The following is a 15,568-nucleotide window of genomic DNA, read 5'->3' on the forward strand; positions in this document are numbered from 1 at the left end:
GAGCGTCGCCGCTGCCGTCGATCGCTTGTCCCGCGGCCGCGGGCCCGGTGCTCGACGTCGTCCATCGTGCACACAGGACGGCTGGGAAGGCCAGGTTTCGTCGCGCGCCGATCGGGCGATCAGCGCTTCCAGGGATCGACGATATCGCCGGTTGCTTGCGGCCTTACCATGGAGGCCGTGGGCGCCGCGGTCGCCGCCGGACGGCCCGTCGCAGCGGTCAGCTTCGGCGGGATCGGGGCGACTGTGCCCTGGGTGCGGGGCGGCTCCTGCGCGGTCGGCGCGGGCGCCGCGGTCGCGGCCGCGGTCGCGACCGCGGGCGGCTCGTCGACCGCCCTGGGAGGCGCCGGCTCCGCCGGCAGGGCGCCGCCGGGAGCGTCGGCGGCGGAGGCCTCGGGCGGCTCCTCGGGCGCCGAGGCGCGAAAGGCGCGGACGCCGAGGGCGATGGCGATGGGCACGAGGACCGCCGCGAGCGCGATCGCCACGCGCGCGGCCATCGAGAGCGGCTCGGACGGCTCCGCCGGCGCCTGGACCGGGACGAGCATCTCCTCGTGCGCGCGCGGCCGTATCGACTCGTGCGCGCGCGGCCGTATCGACTCGTGCGCGCGCGGTCGTATCGACTCGTGCGCGCGCGGCCGTATCGACTCGTGGCGAGGCAGCTCGCCCGGGGCGGCGGAGACCCCGCGGCCCGGCGGATCGAGCGCGAGCTCGATGGCCTCGACGAGGTCGGCCATCGAGGAGAAGCGCTCCTCGGGGTTCTTCGCGAGGCAGCGCATGACGATCGGGCCGAACGCGCCCAGCGTGGTGGCGTCGGGCATCACCTGCTCGAGCGGCTCGGGCGACATGTACATGTGCTTGGTCAGCACGCCCATGTACGTGTCCGCCTCGAAGGGGACGCGCCCCGCGAAGCACTCGTACATGAGGACGCCGAGCGCATAGATGTCGGCGCGGGCGTCGATGCGCTTCCCCTCCGCCTGCTCCGGGCTCATGTAGTGCGGCGTCCCGAACACCATGCCGATGCGCGTGAGCCGCTTGCCGCCGGTCACCTTCGCCACGCCGAAATCGAGCAGCTTGACGAACTCCTGATCGCCGTTGCGGACGAGGTACACGTTGTCAGGCTTCAGGTCGCGGTGGATGACGCCCGCGGAGTGCGCAGCCCCGAGCGCCGCGGCGCACTGGAGCATGATCTGCCCGACCCTGTCGGCCGGCAGCGTCTTCTCGGTGCGCAGCAGCGACGCGAGGGAGGTCCCGGAGAGGAACTCCATGACGAAGAACGGCAGCTCTGCCTGCCCCGTCTCGACCTCGATCGCGCCGAAGTCGCTCACCGCGACGATGTTGGGGTGGCCGATCGCCGCAGCCGCCTTGGCCTCCTGGATGAAGCGGGCGACGAGCTCGGCGTCCTGCGCGATGTCGTGCCGGAGCACCTTCAGGGCGAAGAGGCGGCCGAGCGACTTGTGGCGCACCTCGTACACCGTCCCCATCCCCCCTTCACCCACGACCGCCTGCACCTCGTAGCGGCCGTCGATGGTGCGCCCGAGCATCGGATCGGCCGATGGATTCCAGTCGGGCGCGTCGGCGAGCGGGTCGCCGTCGAACGGGCAGAAGCGGGAGTCGCCGGAGAAGGTCTGCTTGCAGGTCGGGCAGCGCCGCGCGCGCGGGGTCTGCTTCGCCTTCCCCCGGCGCGCCGGCCCGTCGAAGCGCGCCGGCAGCGGCGGGATCGCCGGGCGCGCGTCGACGTGCGCTGGCAGTGTTTCCCCGCGCGGCGGCACGTCGCTGCGGAACGGTACATCGCTGCGCGGCGGCGCATCGCTCCGCAGCGGCACATCGCTGCGCGGCGGCGCATCGCTCCGCAGCGGCACGTCGCTGCGCGGCGGCGCATCGCTCCGCAGCGGCACGTCGCTGCGCGGCGGCGGCGCATCGCTGCGCGCCGGAGGCTGGGCAAATGATTCGTCTCCGTGCAGCCGCGGGATGTCTTCCCGATGGAACAGCTCGGCAGCCTCGGACTCGCCGGCGGTCATCTCGGGCTGAGCATCCCCGGCCATGCGGAGCGTCACTGGCACCCCATCGAGTCTAGCCGAAAGCGCGCTCAGTGGTTCGGATCAGATGGCGCCAGTTTGGCGACCGCTGTGGAGGGCCCCCCCGCGGGTCGCTGCGCGCGGCGGACAGCGCCGCCTGGTAAGGACTCAGATCTCTTCCAGAATCTTCGCCTTGCGGGCCTGGAACTCCTCGTCGGTGATGAGGCCCTTGCTCTTGAGCTCCCCGAGGCGCTCCAGGCGCTGCTCGATCGACGGCGCTGCGGCGGGGGCAGCCTGCGGCGCGCCCGGATAGCCCTGCGGCGCACCCGGGTAGCCCTGGGGCGCGCCCGGATAGCCCTGCGGCGCACCCGGGTAGCCCTGCGGCGCCCCGGGCTGCTGCATGTGCGGCGGCACGAACTGAGGCTGGCCCTGCGCTGCGAGCGCGGGGTTCATCGCCTGCGCCAGGCCGGCGCCGATCGCCACCTGGGCGCCCAGCCCCGCGACGCCGCTGCCGTCGCCGCCCTGCGCCATGCCCTGGCCGGCGCCCATCATCGCCTGACCAGCGGCGTAGTTCTGCCAGTTGCCCGCCAGCTGCTGCACGTACCGCGCGTCCTGCTGGAACCGCTGATCCAGCTCGAACTGCTTCGCGCGGGCGGTGTCCTGCGCGATGCCGATGCCGCGGCGCGCATCGCCGCGCTCCTTGTTCGCCTCGCGGAGGAGCTTCTGCTCCTCGGCCGAGAAGTTGATGTTGAAGTTGCCGATCTCGAGGATCTTGCAGCCGATCTCCTCGAGGTTCGGCGCGGATTGCACGATGCGGGCGCCGAGCTCCATGCTCATGCCGCCGAGGTTGAGCAGGCTCTTCTGCTGCTGCGCGCAGACCTGGCCGATCACGGTCTTCACGCTCATGAAGAACTTGCCCTTGATCCAGCTCAGGACGACGTCGTTGTCGCCGCTGCCGCCGCACTGCCCGTGGTACCCGACGACGAACCGCACCGGATCGACCACGACCAGCGAGAACTCACCGAAGATGCGCGGCGTCACGAACTCGTAGAGGACGGGGTCCTCCATCGACTCCAGCGGCCCGCCGAACGGCACGCCGCGGACCGGCTGCGTCTTCACGAAGAAGATCTCGGCGATGAAGACGTCCCCGCCCGTGAACTTGTTGACGAGGTTGTTCAGGAACGGGATGTTCTGGGTCTGGAGGGTGTGGCGCCCTGTGGGCAGGTAACCCATGTACCTGCCGTCCTTGAAGAAGAGGGCACACTCATCGCTGTCCACCGTCAGCTGCGACCAGAAGGGGATGTTCTGGTCCGGGTGCTTGTAGACGATGAGATGCTTCGCCGCGTCCGGGCGCGCGATCATCATCTCGCGGACGCCGCTCTTCACGAAATCGAAAATCCCCATGTCGCGCTCCTCTTCGGTGTGCTGGGTGTGACGGACCTGCCGGTCCACTGCCCCCCGAGACCTCGGGCTTCATTCCGGCAGACGGCGCGCAGGGCCCGCGCCGTTCGTTCTCCGTTGACGATCGCCGCGCCTTTCAGGCACACAGCGGCCTCAGGATAATCCGCAGATCGCAGGGCAGCAATGCCCGCCGGGAGGACCGTATGCCCGTTGCTCCGCTTGCTCTGCTAGCTCTGCTCGAGCCGCTGGTGCCATCCGAGTCACCCGAGTCACCCGCGTCGGCCGTGTCACCCGCGCCGCCCGCGTCCTTCGGGATCCCGAGCTCCGCCGTTCGGCGGCCGAAGCGCTCGTCCTGCTGGCACGGGGCCGCGCTGGCGAGGGCGCCTCGATGACCGCGCCGATCGACGTCAGCGCCCTCTCGGCGCCCGCGCAGAAGCTGGCGCAGCCGAGCGCGCCGCAGAAGCTCAGGGAGATGGCGGCGCGCGGCATCGCCCCCGGGCTCAAGCCGGGCGAGGTCGTGACGGTGCTCGTGCTGCTCGCGTCGCGCGAGGAGGAGCCGGCCCGCGAGACCGCGGAGAAGACGCTGGCGGCGCTCCCCGAGCCGCTGCTTCAAGGCGCGCTCGGCGCGGATCTGCAGCCGCCGGTCATCGATCGGCTGGCCCGCGGGTACGCGGATCGCCTCCCGGTCGTCGAGAGGCTCTGCGCGATGCCGGGCATCGCCGCGGAGACGCTCGAGGAGCTCGCGCGGACCGGGGGCGAGGCGGTGACGGAGCTCATCGCGGTCAACGAAGAGCGGCTGCTCAGGAACCCGCGCGTCATCGAGCGGCTCTACCTCAACAAGAACACGCGGATGTCGACCGCCGACCGCCTCGTCGATCTCGCGTCCCGCAACGGGGTCGAGCTCACGGGGATCCCGGCGTGGCGCGAGGTCAGCATCGCGATCAAGGACGAGCTCATCGCGGAGCCGTCGCCCGAGCCCACGCCGGACGACGTGCTGTTCAGCGAGACGCAGGCGCTCGCGGAGGCGCTCGCGGCGGACGAGCCGGTCGACACCCACGTCGAGGACGAGGAGGGCAAGGAGGCGATCAAGGAGCAGTACGTCCCGCTCTACAAGCGGCTCGCCGACATGACCATGTCGCAGCGGATCCGGCGGGCGATGCTCGGCTCGCGCGAGGAGCGCATGCTGCTCGTGCGCGACTCGAACCGCCTCGTGGCCAGCGCCGCCGTGCGCAGCCCGCAGATGCAGGAGGAGGAGGTCGTCCTCATCAGCCGCAACCGGAACATCTCGGACGAGGTGCTGCGGATCATCTCGACGACGCCCGAGTGGCTGAAGAGCTACACGGTGAAGCGGAACCTCGTGGAGAACCCGAGGACGCCGGTCCTCGTCGCGACGCGGCTGGTCCAGCACCTGCGCGAGTCCGATCTCCGGGGCATCGCGAAGAGCAAGAACGTGACGTCGCCGGTGAAGGACGCCGCGAGGCGGCACCTCGAGCGGCGCAAGAGCTGAACGGGGGACGAGCGATGAGCGACCTGGTCCGCTTCGGCGTGGCGATGGATCGCGCGCTGCTGGCCGAGTTCGATCGGCGCATCACCGCGCAGGGCTACGAGAACCGCTCGGAGGCGCTGCGGGATCTGGTCCGCGCGGATCTGACGCGCGCCGCGCTGGACGAGGGGGCCGAGGTGGCGGCCACGCTGACGCTCGTCTACGAGCCCGAGGTGCGAGAGCTCGTGCTGCGGATTTCCGAGCTGGAGGAGCGGCGCGCGGGGTCTCTGGTCTCCAGCCTGCTGGTCCGCCTCGACGCGGCCCGGCTGCTCCAGGTGATGGTGCTGAAGGGCCGCGGGCAGGAGCTGTCCGAGCTCGCCGGGCAGCTCGCCGGGGCCAAGGGGGTGCTGTCCTGCGCGCTCACGCCGGCCGCGGCGCTCCCGGGGGCGGCGCGCCGGTAGCAAGGGGCGGCGCGTCCGCCGCGGGGCTGACGCGGCGGGGCGCCGGCCGTCACTTGCGCAGCTTCATGATCGTGCCATTGCTGCTCGCCAGGCCTTCGTTTGCCCAGTAAACGTGCGCTTCGTCGACCGCGATGCCGGTCGGGGCGTCCTGCGAGGCGGCGAGCATCACAGGCTCCTCGCCGCCGGCCTTCGACACCTTCATCACCGAGCCGTTCATGGCGCCCATGTCGCCGAAGTTCGTCCAGTAGACATGCCGTCCATCCACGGCGATGAAGAACGGATGGCTCTGCCCTGAAGCGAGCACCACGGGCTCCTCGCCGCCGGCCTTCGACGCCCTCATGACGGTGCCGGCGCCGCTCGTCCAGTCGTTGTTCGTCCAGTAGACGTGCTCGTCGTCCACTGCGATGTTGTTGGGACCGGCTTGATCGGAGGCGAGATCGAACACCTCGATGTTGCCGCGGTTCTTGTATTGGACCGAGCCGCCGGTGCTGTTCGTCCAGTAGACGTTGCTGGCATCCATCGCGACCCCGCTCGGGTCGCCGCCTGCCTCCACGGCGCCGCCCAGCGATCGGAGCTCGTTGCCCTCGTGGTTCACCCAGTACACATCGTCGCCGAAGACAGCGATGCCGAGGGGGCCGTGCTGCCCCGTGGCGAGCGGGGGTGGCTTGTCGCTGCCGTCGAGCGACACCTTCATGACGCTGCCCGCGAGCTCCATGCCGCCGCCGTAGTTCGTCCAGTAGACCCAGCTCGCGTCCGCCGTGATCCTGGCCGGCTCGTCGAGCCCGTCCTGGAGCGGCGGAGGCGTCCTGTCGCTGCCGTCGAGCGGCACCCGGCTGACCGAGCCGTTCCGCATGCCCGGGTCGCCCCGGCTCGCACAGTAGATGTGCGTCGCGTCCACGGCGATGCCGAGCGGCCGGAGCAGCCCGGTGGCTAGCTCGTCTGCGGGGGCGCATTCGCCGTTCGGACAGGCGCCGCCCGAGCCGCCTGATCCACCTCGACCACCCGAGCCGCCCTGCCCGCCGGAGCCGCCTTGCCCGCCTGAACCGCCTTGCCCTTCGTCTCCCAGGAACTGAAGCCCATCGACCCCCGAGAGCGCGTTGCACCCTGACAGCGCTCCGGAGCTCACCGCGAGGAGCGCCAGCGTGGATCGCGCAAGCAGGCGCCGCGCCGCTCGTTCGTACATCAAGACCTCGGCTGATCTTCCAGGCTAGGCGTCGTCACCGGTGCTGTCGGCCACTTTCACCGTGGTCTTGGGCGGGTCGACGATGAACGTCACGAGGCGCTCCTTGGCCTCGAACTCCTGCCGGTAGATCACGGCCGAACGCTTGTACTTGAAGGGGCCGACGCGCACCCGGTGCCAGAGGCCGCGGCCCTTGACGTACGCCGGCTCGACGTACGCCTTGTGCCCGCGCCGGCGCAGGGCCGCCGCGAAGTTCTCGGCGTCGGTGGGGTCCTTGAACGAGCTCACCTGGAGCTGGTAGCCGCCAGGCCCTCCCCGCTCGGTCTCGGGGCCCTCCTCGCGCGACACGTGGCGGGCCATCGCGGTGAGCGTGTCGTTCGGGGCGACCTCGCCGCCGGGGGGCCCGAGCACGTGCTGCGCCGGCAGCGGCACCACAGGCAGCCGGTCCGCGGCAGGCGGCGGGCCGGGCTCCGCGGCGGGCGCCTCGGCGGAGGTGGCCTCCTTGGCCGCCCGCGGGTCGCGCACGGCCTCGAGCGCGGTCGTCGGGTGCTCCGCGTCCGAGAGGACCGCGGGGAAGGTCACGTCCTCCCCGATCGTGGCAGGGCGCGGGGCCGGCTTCACGCCGGCCGGGTGGGCGCGCGCGACCAGATCACCGAGCGGATCGGTGGTGACCGGCCGCTCGCGGTGCGGGGCGCGCAGGAGCGCCACCGCCGCGAAGACGATGCACGCCCCGCCGAGCGAGGCCAGCACCAGCGCGCCCGCGCGCGACGGGCGAGCCCCGGGATCCTCTTCCTGGATCTCCTCGAGGTTCCGCACCGCCCCGGTGTCCATGCTCTCGCCCTTGCTGCGCCTCATGCGTCCTCCTCGCCCCGTCTACCCTGCCCGGCCGGCGACCCACAACTTTCGTGTGCTACTTTATCCTACATCACCCGGATGGGTCCGATCGCTGGACGAGCGCTCTCGGGTGAGCGCGCTTCGGCGGGGCCGGGCAGCCTCGCATGCGCGGCGCGCGCGGGGAAAGTTCTCGGCTGGCGCCGGGCGGACGCTGGCCGGCTTCGCGAGCCGCTTCGCGTGGCCGGTCCGGTCACGACGTCTGGAGCGGATCCTCCAGCGGACGTCTCCCCTGGCGAGCAGTGGAGACGTGGTGATCCGCGATCATCCACGCTTCGCCGCCCGGCGCGCCATCGGCGCAAGAGGTGCGCGCGAGGCTCCGGCCCGCAGCGCTCGAAACGCACTTTCCAACAGATGTAGGCAGTCGTGCCCGAGCGCCCGGCGCCCGCATCCAATGAAACGAAATGAATCGATTGCATGACGGGATTGCGACTGGCTCGCTTCTTCACGGAGGCAGCGGTATCCGGCTGGCCCCAGCGTTGACAGGCGCCTCTGTCCGGGTGCTACCGTTCTCGCTAGCCGCCGCAATGACAGCCCCCTCCCCTGTCGCAGTCACACCGGCACCGGGCGCGTCCGCCACCGCAATGGCGTGGCGCTTCAAGGGCCAGCTCCACGTCACCGCGATCGTCAAGGCGACATTCGCCTTCGCGCACGACGCGGCCATGGTTCGCACGGCGCCGCAGGAGATCCTCCGCACCGAGATCCATCATCACAACAACCCCGGGCGGAGCGTCCGGTTCACGAGCGATATCGCCCCCTACCTGCCCCGCGCCGACGTGGTCTTCACGGGGCACGCGTACGCCCCGCACGGGCGCACCGTCCAGCGCATGGAAGCGCGGATAGGGCTCTTTCGCGGCGCGCAGGCGATCCTCGACAAGTCGCTCGTGATCCAGGCGAAGGAGGGATTCCAGTGGTTGCCGGTCGTCTACGACCGAGCGTTCGGCGGGATCGGCTCGAGGGAGAACCCCCTCGGCGTCGGGCTGAACCCGGGAACCGCCGAGCCGAACGTCCTCGATCCCGTCGATCCGCGGCACCCCGCCAGCTTCGGCCCGGTGGGGTGCTGGATGCCTGCCCGCAAGCGGCTGCTCGGGTCCACGTCGTCGCAGGCCCTCCAGCGCGATATCGCCGACATCCCGGATGATTTCGACTGGTCGTACTTCCAGGCAGCGCCCCCCGATCAGCAGATCGACGCCCTGCGCGGCGACGAGTGGATCCTGCTCGCGGGGCTGCACGCCACGGTGCCCTGCCTGCGCATGCGCCTGCCCTGGGCCGCCGGCGTGGCGCGGATCCACGGGCTCGGCGGCTCCTCTCTCGCCGAGGGAGCGCCGCTGAGCCTCCGGGCCGACACGCTGCGCATCGACGGCGCCGAGCAGCGCTGCACCGTGGTGTGGCGCGGCAGCTTCCCGGTCGCGAGCGAGGCCGCGCTCGCGTCGGCGCACGTCGTGGCCGGCGTCCAGGTCGGGGACGAGCCGATCGCGTGGCCCGCGCCGCTCGCCAGCCGGCCGCCGCCGGCGCCCGCTGCCGCCGGACCACAGGCCGAGAGCCTGGAGGAGACGCGCGGCCTCTCGGGGGGCGACATGACGCTCGGGTTGACCGGCGAGCGCCCACGGCCCTCGGGGTCCTTGCTCCCCTTCCGGCCGGGCCCCCCCACCTTGCTCGCGCTGTCGCCGCGAGGCCCCGCGCGCACGCCCCCGGAGCACGCGCTCACAGGGACCCTCGAGCTGGGCTCGGGCGCCGAGCGCACCGCGACGCCACAGGCCGTCCTGCCCTTCCTCGACGGCGGCGAGCGCCACGCGGAAGCGGCGCCGCCCGAGGTGCGGTCTTCGCCGGCGGCCCCGTCCGATCCTCCGCCAGCGGTCCCCCCGGCTCCCGCGTTGCCCCTCGCGACGCCTCCGGTCCAGGTCGTCGACGCGGTGTCGTTCTTCAGGGCGCCGCCGCCGGATCCTTCGCCTCCCTCGCCTCCCGCTCCGCCACGCTGGGCCCCGTCGGCGGCCCTGGACGAGCCGGCGCGCGCGTCCGCCCCGCCCAGGGCGCCCAAGCGACCGACGGTCGATGTTCAGCGGCTCCTCTACACCTCCAAGAGCAAGCGGGCATAGCGGCGCGGCGCCAGCGCGCCGGGCGTCGGGCCAATTCCGGCGGACTTCCTCCGCGGTGAGCCGTCTTGTGGCGCTGCCGTGACTCAAGGGGGCCGATCGGATCACGAGGCGGCAGGAGGCGTTCGGTCATTCCCAGCGGAGCCCCACGTTCATGGTGATGCGCGCCAGCGCGCTCGCCCCGCCGCGAAGGCTCGGCGTGGTCGCCTATGCGAGCGACGAGGCGCTCGTGGAGGGCCTCCGCGCGAGGCACCCTGCCGCGCTCTCCGCCTTCCACGAGCGCTTCTCCGGGCACGTGCTCCGCGTCCTCGGCCGGCTGCTCGGCGGCAGCCGCGACCTCTCCGACGCTCATCACGACGCCTTCGTCCGCGCGCTGTCCTCCCTCGACACCCTGCGCGATCCGGCGGCGCTGAAGGCGTGGATCACCTCGGTCGCCGTGTTCACGGCGCGGACCTGCATCCAGCGGCGCGCGCGCCGGAAATGGCTCCTCTTCTTCGCCCCCGACGAGCTCCCACCCCTCGTGGAGCCCCCGTACGAAGGTGAAGCCCGCGAGGCGCTGCGCGCGACCTATCGCGCGCTGGAGCGGCTCCCGGCCGACGAGCGCATCGCGTTCGCGCTGCGGCGCATCGAGGGGATGGATCTCCAGGAGGTCGCCGGCGCGTGCGGCGTCTCGCTCGCGACCATCAAGCGAAGGCTGGCCCGCGCGGAGGCCAACTTCCTCGAGGCGGCGCGGGACCAACCCGCCCTCGAGGGGTGGCTGAAGGGAGGCGCGTCATGAGCGATCCTCCCTCGCTCGATCGTCTTCGTGAGCTCCGTCGGGCCCAGGATGAGGAGCTCTCGGCGCAGGATCTCGATGGTGCGCGCCGACTGTTCCTGGAGGTCGCGGCCGGCGGATCCTCCCGTCCCGGGGCTGCCCGCCTCGGCCCCCCGCGTCCCCGGTGGATCGCGCCCGCAGCCCTCGTGGCGCTGGCAGGAGCTTGTGCAGTGCTGCTCCTCTTCCTGCTCCCATCGTCGTCGCGGTCGCTCTCGTTCGCGGTCGGCTCGGCGCAAGGTCAGGTCGGGGCGTGGATCGCCGCCAGCGCGGATGCTCCTCTGGCGGTCGCCTTCTCGGACGGCACGTCCCTCGCGTTGGACGCGAACGCCCGGGCGCGCGTGGTGGCCGCCGACGCGCATGGCGCGCGCGTGCTGCTGGAAGGCGGCCGGCTCACGGCGACGGTGACCCACACCGCGACGAGCGCCTGGACCTTCGATGTGGGCCCGTTCGACGTGCTGGTCACCGGCACGCGCTTCGAGCTGAGCTGGTCCCCGACGAGCGAGGAGCTCAAGCTGGTGCTGCGGGAAGGATCGGTCGCCGTGTCGGGACCGCTCGTGGGCGGGCGGCGCGCCGTCGCTGCGGGAGAGACGCTCGAGGTCTTCTGCAAGGAGCAGCGCTTCGAGCTCACGCGCGGGGAGCTGCGCGCCGCCGCGCCGCCTGCGCCGCCCTCCACGCGCATCGATCAGGCGGCCTCCGAGCCAGCCCCCGCGCCGACCGGCGCCAGCGAACGAGCGATGGTCGCGAAGGCCACGGACGCCGCCCCCCGACGGACGAGCTGGCGCGATCTCGTGGCCAGCGACAGGTACCAGGAGGCCATGACGGCGGCCGAGGCCGAGGGCTTCGACGGGCTCGTCGCCCGCGCGAGCGCGGCGGATCTGCTGGCGCTCGCGGACGTCGCGCGCTTCTCCGGGAAGCCGGATCGCGCCGCGGCGGCGCTCACCGCGGCGCGGAGCCGGTTCGCGGGCTCGGGCGAGGCGGCGAAGGCCGCCTTCCACCTCGGCCGGATGGCGTTCGACCAGCGGCGATCGTACGCCGAGGCCGAGCGCTGGTTTCGCGCATACCTCGAAGAGCAACCGGGCGGCTCCTTTGCGCAGGAAGCGCTCGGGAGGGTCATCGAATGCCGAGAGTCGATGGGTTCGGCCAGCGAGGCCCGCGAGGCCGCGCGCCGCTACCTGGCGCGTTATCCGGCGGGGCCGCACGCCGCGCACGCCAGGGATCTCCTCGAGGGGGAGTGAGTGCGATCTCGAAAGCCAGCTCGCGGGACGCACGGCGGAGCCTGGGCACTCGCGCTCTGCCTCCTCGTCGCACCCGAAGCGCGCGCGGCGCCGCCGGAGCCTCCACGCCCGAAGGTCATCCTGATCGCCGATCGCCGGTCGGATCCCATCATGGCCCGCGTCTATGCCGAGCTCGCCACGCTCGGATTCACCGTGGTGGTCGTGAGGGGCGGCGCCGAGCCGCCCTCCCAGGGGCCGATCGAGACGAGCGCGCGCGAGGCCGGAGCGGCGGCAGAGATCCGGGTGACGGAGGTGCCAGGTGGCGTCGAGGTCTCGATCGCCCAGGGTGCGGCTAGCCCATCGGTCCAGAGCGCCGTGATGGCCGACGATCCAGCCACGGTCGCGGTTCGCACGGTGGAGCTCCTGCGCGCGAGCCTCCTGGAGGTGCGCTCGCCCCGTCCATCGCAGGGCGAGGTCGAAGCCGATCTGGAGGCCCCCGCCACCGTCGACATGCAAGAGCCACCGCCGGCCAGGCCCGCGCCCGTCGCCGCCGCGCGCCCGCGAGCCGGCGGCGCCTCCCGCGCGCCCCCTCCCCCAGCCGCGAGGCCAGGCGCGACCCGAAGAGCTCCGACGACGTTCGGCATCGGGGCGGCCCCCGCGGTGCTGTGGAGCGCAGGCGGCGTGCCCGCCAGCCCGATGCTCGACGTGTCGGGGTACGCGATGATCTGGTCTCGTCTGGGGCTCTCCAGCTTCGTCCAGATCCCGCTCGCCAGCGCGAGCCGTGAGGGCAAAGAGGGGACGCGGCACACGCGCATAGCGCTCGCCGCCCTGGGGGTGCGCGTCCCGCTCGGCCCCACCGACGCCGCGTGGCTGCCATCGGCCGGCGCAGGGCTCGCCGCCGCCTGGCTGCACGTCGAGGGCGAAGGCCGCTCGCCCCGGTACGCCGGCAGGTCGGAGGACGCGTATGCGGTCGCGACGTACCTGCGCGCAGGGCTCTCCTTCGCGCCGATTCCACACCTGCGGATCAGCGAGCACCTGCTCGCCGGGATCGCGGTGCCGCGCATCGTGATCGACGCCTCAGGCCGCGCGACCGACGCGTGGGGTCGCCCGTTCCTGGGCGCCTCTCTCGGGGTGGAGGTCGTGTTGCCGTGAGCCGAAATGGGCAGCTTCCGTGACCTCAGCGCAGACCATCTTGACGCCGGGCGCGTCGGCGCGCGGCGTGGAGGACCCAATGAAGATCACGGCTACGAAGCTCTGGGCTCTGGGCTTGTCGGCGGCCTTCGCGTCCGCACAGGCGGCGTGCGGCGACCGCCATGTCGATCCGATCGTGGAAGTCCACCTGGCGACCACGGTCGAGGGGGCCACCGAAGGGCCGTGGGCTGCCTGCGTTTCCTCCGGGGACGAGGGCAACTTCGCCCTCCCCCACGTCTGTCCGGATCCCGAGCCGAGCGGTGAAGAGCGCAGGTGCAGGGTGGCGTACGTGGCCGAGCGACAGGACGATGGATCGACGTGGTGCGATGTGGCGGCGCAATGCAACTACGAGTGCGAAACGGCGGAGGACTGCCCGCGGCCGCCGAGCGGAACCGCCACGCCGGTGTGCAACTCGATCTGCGAGTTGCCCTGCGACGAGAACACCACGTGCCCGAGTGGCATGGAGTGCTGGCACATGTTCCACGGGGCTGGTGTCACAGACGAACAGGGCTTCTGCATGTGGAAGTACGAATGTGACTGAAGGTCGAGGTCGACAAACCTGGCCAATCCATCTCGCTCTGCCCGCGGCCCCGCGCGGCGACACGTAACTGCGATGATGGTTTCGGTCTCGCGACGAGAGCTTCACCTCAACGCATCATTCATCACGCGCCGGCCCACGCGAGCCTCCGTGGAGGATTCGATTCATCGGAATGCCACCGATGCGCTATGACTCCGCCCCATGGACCACCCCGACACCACGGCGCGCCCTCCCGGCGCTCGGCCTGCTCCTCGCGGCTCGACGGATCCAGCAGCGCCCGGCGGCGGCTCGTCGCAGGCCGGCGCGGCTCGACGTGACGCGGACGCGGCCGCGGCGCACGGCCACCACGGCGGCAAGGCAGCGCTCGCCCTGGCCGCGCTCGGGGTCGTCTTCGGCGACATCGGCACGAGCCCGCTCTACGCGCTCAAGGAGTGCGTGAGCGCGACGCACGGCGTCCCGCCGACGCCCGACAACGTCCTCGGGCTGCTCTCGCTCCTCTTCTGGTCGCTGATGATGGTGGTCACGGTCAAGTACGTCACCTTCATCACGCGGGCCGACAACGACGGCGAGGGGGGCATCCTCGCCCTGCTCGCGCTGGTGCCGGAGCGCCTGCGCGCCAGCGGGACGCAGGGCGTCGGATGGCTCGCCGGGCTCGTGGTGCTCGGCGCCGCGCTCCTCTACGGCGACGGCGTCATCACGCCCGCCATCTCCGTGCTCAGCGCCATGGAGGGGCTCGAGGTGGCGACGACCTCGCTCAAGCCGTTCGTCGTGCCGCTCACCTGCGCGATCCTCGTCGGGCTCTTCAGCGTGCAGCGCTGGGGGACGGCGCGCGTCGGCAAGGTCTTCGGCCCCATCATGGTCCTCTGGTTCACCGCGCTCGCCGTGCTCGGGCTCGTGTTCATCGCCAGGAACCCGGCCGTGCTCGCCGCGCTGAACCCCGTGTACGCGGCGCGTTTCTTCGCCGCCCACGGCCTCCATGGGGTCGCGATCCTGGGGTCGGTCGTCCTCGTCATCACGGGGGGCGAGGCGCTCTACGCGGACATGGGGCACTTCGGGCGCGGCCCGATCCGGCTCGCCTGGTACGCGGCCGCGCTGCCGGCGCTCGTGCTCAACTACTTCGGCCAGGGGGCGCTCCTGCTGCAAGCGCCCGAGGCCGCCGCGAACCCGTTCTTCGCGATGGTGCCGAAGGGTCCCCTCACCTACGCGCTGGTCGCGCTCGCCGCCATGGCCACCGTGATCGCGTCGCAGGCGCTGATCTCGGGCGCCTACTCGCTCACGCACCAGGCGATCCAGCTCGGGTACCTGCCGCGGACCCAGGTGCGCCACACCTCGAGCGAGGCCGCGGGGCAGATCTACATCCCCCTGACGAACTGGGCCCTCGCGGCCGGGTGCCTCGCGCTCGTGCTGGTCTTCCAGCAATCGAGCCGGCTGGCCGCGGCGTACGGCATCGCGGTGACCGGCACGATGGGGATCACGTCGATCGTCTTCTTCGTCGTGATGCGGCACACGTGGCGAGTCCCGCTCGCGAAGGCGCTGCCGCTGCTGATCCTGTTCCTCTCGTTCGATCTGCCGTTCTTCGGGGCCAACCTGATCAAGTTCCTCGACGGCGGGTACGTGCCGGCGGTCATCGCTGCGGTCCTGTTCACCATGATGGTGATCTGGAAGCGAGGCCGCGCGATCCTCGCCGAGCGTTTCACGCGGGCGGCCCCCTCGGTCGACACCTTCGTGCGCGATCTCGACGCGAAGTGCCGCGCGCGCGTCCCCGGCACGGCGGTGTTCCTGAGCGCTCGCGCGGGCAAGACGCCTTACGCGCTGACGCACCACCTCAAGCACAACAAGGTGCTCCACGAGACGGTGGTGATCTTGACCGTGGTGACGGAGCACGTCCCGCGGGTCGCCGACAGGGAGCGTCTCGACGTGACGAGCCTCGACAAGGGGGTTCACCAGGTCGTCATCCGCTCGGGCTTCATGCAGTCGACCGACGTGCCGGCCCTCTTGCGGCGGGCCGCGGCGGCGCACGCGCTGCCCATCGATTTCGCGGACGTGGCCTATTACCTCGGCCGCGAGACGATCCTCGCCACCGACAGGGGCCGGATGGGCAAGGTCACCGAGACGATCTTCGCGGTGATGGCGCGGAACGCCGGCGCGGTGTCCGACTACTTCAGGCTGCCGCCGGAGCGGGTGGTGGAGATCGGCGTGCAGGTCGACCTGTAGCGGATGGTGAAGATCGGCGCGCAGCCCGATCGGTGCACCTCCGCTGGGCTTTCGCGCGCTCGAGGCGCTATGACTC

12 protein-coding genes are annotated in these 15,568 nt (G+C 71.9%); 8 read left to right on the forward strand and 4 right to left on the reverse strand.

The window, feature by feature from the left end; translation table 11 throughout:
• Nucleotides 1-119 precede the first annotated feature (119 nt).
• Nucleotides 120-2,039, reverse strand: coding sequence for a protein kinase domain-containing protein (locus WME79_RS20605; protein ID WP_437538349.1), 1,920 nt, complete (start codon nucleotides 2,037-2,039; stop codon nucleotides 120-122).
• Nucleotides 2,040-2,180: 141 nt separating this feature from the next.
• Entirely contained in the window at nucleotides 2,181-3,416 is a 1,236-nt protein-coding gene (locus WME79_RS20610) for an SPFH domain-containing protein (RefSeq protein WP_437538350.1), read from the reverse strand.
• Nucleotides 3,417-3,801: 385 nt separating this feature from the next.
• Between WME79_RS20610 and WME79_RS20615 the strand changes: the two genes are divergently transcribed.
• Nucleotides 3,802-4,920 (forward strand): hypothetical protein, encoded by a 1,119-nt coding sequence (locus tag WME79_RS20615; RefSeq protein WP_437538351.1) that lies wholly within the window; start codon nucleotides 3,802-3,804, stop codon nucleotides 4,918-4,920.
• A 14-nt stretch (nucleotides 4,921-4,934) separates the two neighbouring features.
• Nucleotides 4,935-5,357: a nickel-responsive transcriptional regulator NikR gene (gene nikR / locus WME79_RS20620; protein ID WP_012236284.1), complete on the forward strand. Its 423-nt coding sequence runs from the start codon at nucleotides 4,935-4,937 to the stop codon at nucleotides 5,355-5,357.
• A gap of 49 nt (nucleotides 5,358-5,406) precedes the next feature.
• Here nikR and WME79_RS20625 read toward each other — a convergent pair whose 3' ends face one another.
• Nucleotides 5,407-6,543 carry a hypothetical protein gene (locus tag WME79_RS20625; protein WP_437538352.1) on the reverse strand — a complete coding sequence of 379 codons (1,137 nt, stop codon included), beginning with the start codon at nucleotides 6,541-6,543 and terminating at the stop codon, nucleotides 5,407-5,409.
• A gap of 21 nt (nucleotides 6,544-6,564) precedes the next feature.
• Entirely contained in the window at nucleotides 6,565-7,392 is an 828-nt protein-coding gene (locus tag WME79_RS20630; RefSeq protein WP_437538353.1) for an SPOR domain-containing protein, read from the reverse strand.
• 620 nt (nucleotides 7,393-8,012) lie between these two features.
• On the opposite strand from WME79_RS20630, the gene WME79_RS20635 reads away from it, so the two are divergent.
• From WME79_RS20635 to WME79_RS20660, 6 genes are all read left to right on the forward strand, one after another.
• Complete coding sequence (locus tag WME79_RS20635) at nucleotides 8,013-9,524, forward strand: DUF2169 family type VI secretion system accessory protein (protein ID WP_437538354.1); 1,512 nt, start codon at nucleotides 8,013-8,015, stop codon at nucleotides 9,522-9,524.
• Between the two features lie 151 nt (nucleotides 9,525-9,675).
• Nucleotides 9,676-10,299, forward strand: coding sequence for an RNA polymerase sigma factor (locus WME79_RS20640; protein WP_437538355.1), 624 nt, complete (start codon nucleotides 9,676-9,678; stop codon nucleotides 10,297-10,299).
• Nucleotides 10,296-11,570: a tetratricopeptide repeat protein gene (locus WME79_RS20645; protein WP_437538356.1), complete on the forward strand. Its 1,275-nt coding sequence runs from the start codon at nucleotides 10,296-10,298 to the stop codon at nucleotides 11,568-11,570. Before WME79_RS20640 ends, WME79_RS20645 begins: the two co-directional genes overlap by 4 nt.
• 150 nt (nucleotides 11,571-11,720) lie before the next feature.
• Complete coding sequence (locus tag WME79_RS20650; protein ID WP_437538357.1) at nucleotides 11,721-12,701, forward strand: hypothetical protein; 981 nt, start codon at nucleotides 11,721-11,723, stop codon at nucleotides 12,699-12,701.
• 79 nt (nucleotides 12,702-12,780) lie between these two features.
• Nucleotides 12,781-13,281 (forward strand): hypothetical protein, encoded by a 501-nt coding sequence (locus tag WME79_RS20655; protein WP_437538358.1) that lies wholly within the window; start codon nucleotides 12,781-12,783, stop codon nucleotides 13,279-13,281.
• A gap of 198 nt (nucleotides 13,282-13,479) precedes the next feature.
• Nucleotides 13,480-15,492: a potassium transporter Kup gene (locus WME79_RS20660; protein WP_437538359.1), complete on the forward strand. Its 2,013-nt coding sequence runs from the start codon at nucleotides 13,480-13,482 to the stop codon at nucleotides 15,490-15,492.
• Nucleotides 15,493-15,568 lie beyond the last annotated feature (76 nt).

The organism is Sorangium sp. So ce726, from assembly GCF_051521405.1.
GTDB lineage: Bacteria > Myxococcota_A > Polyangia > Polyangiales > Polyangiaceae > Sorangium.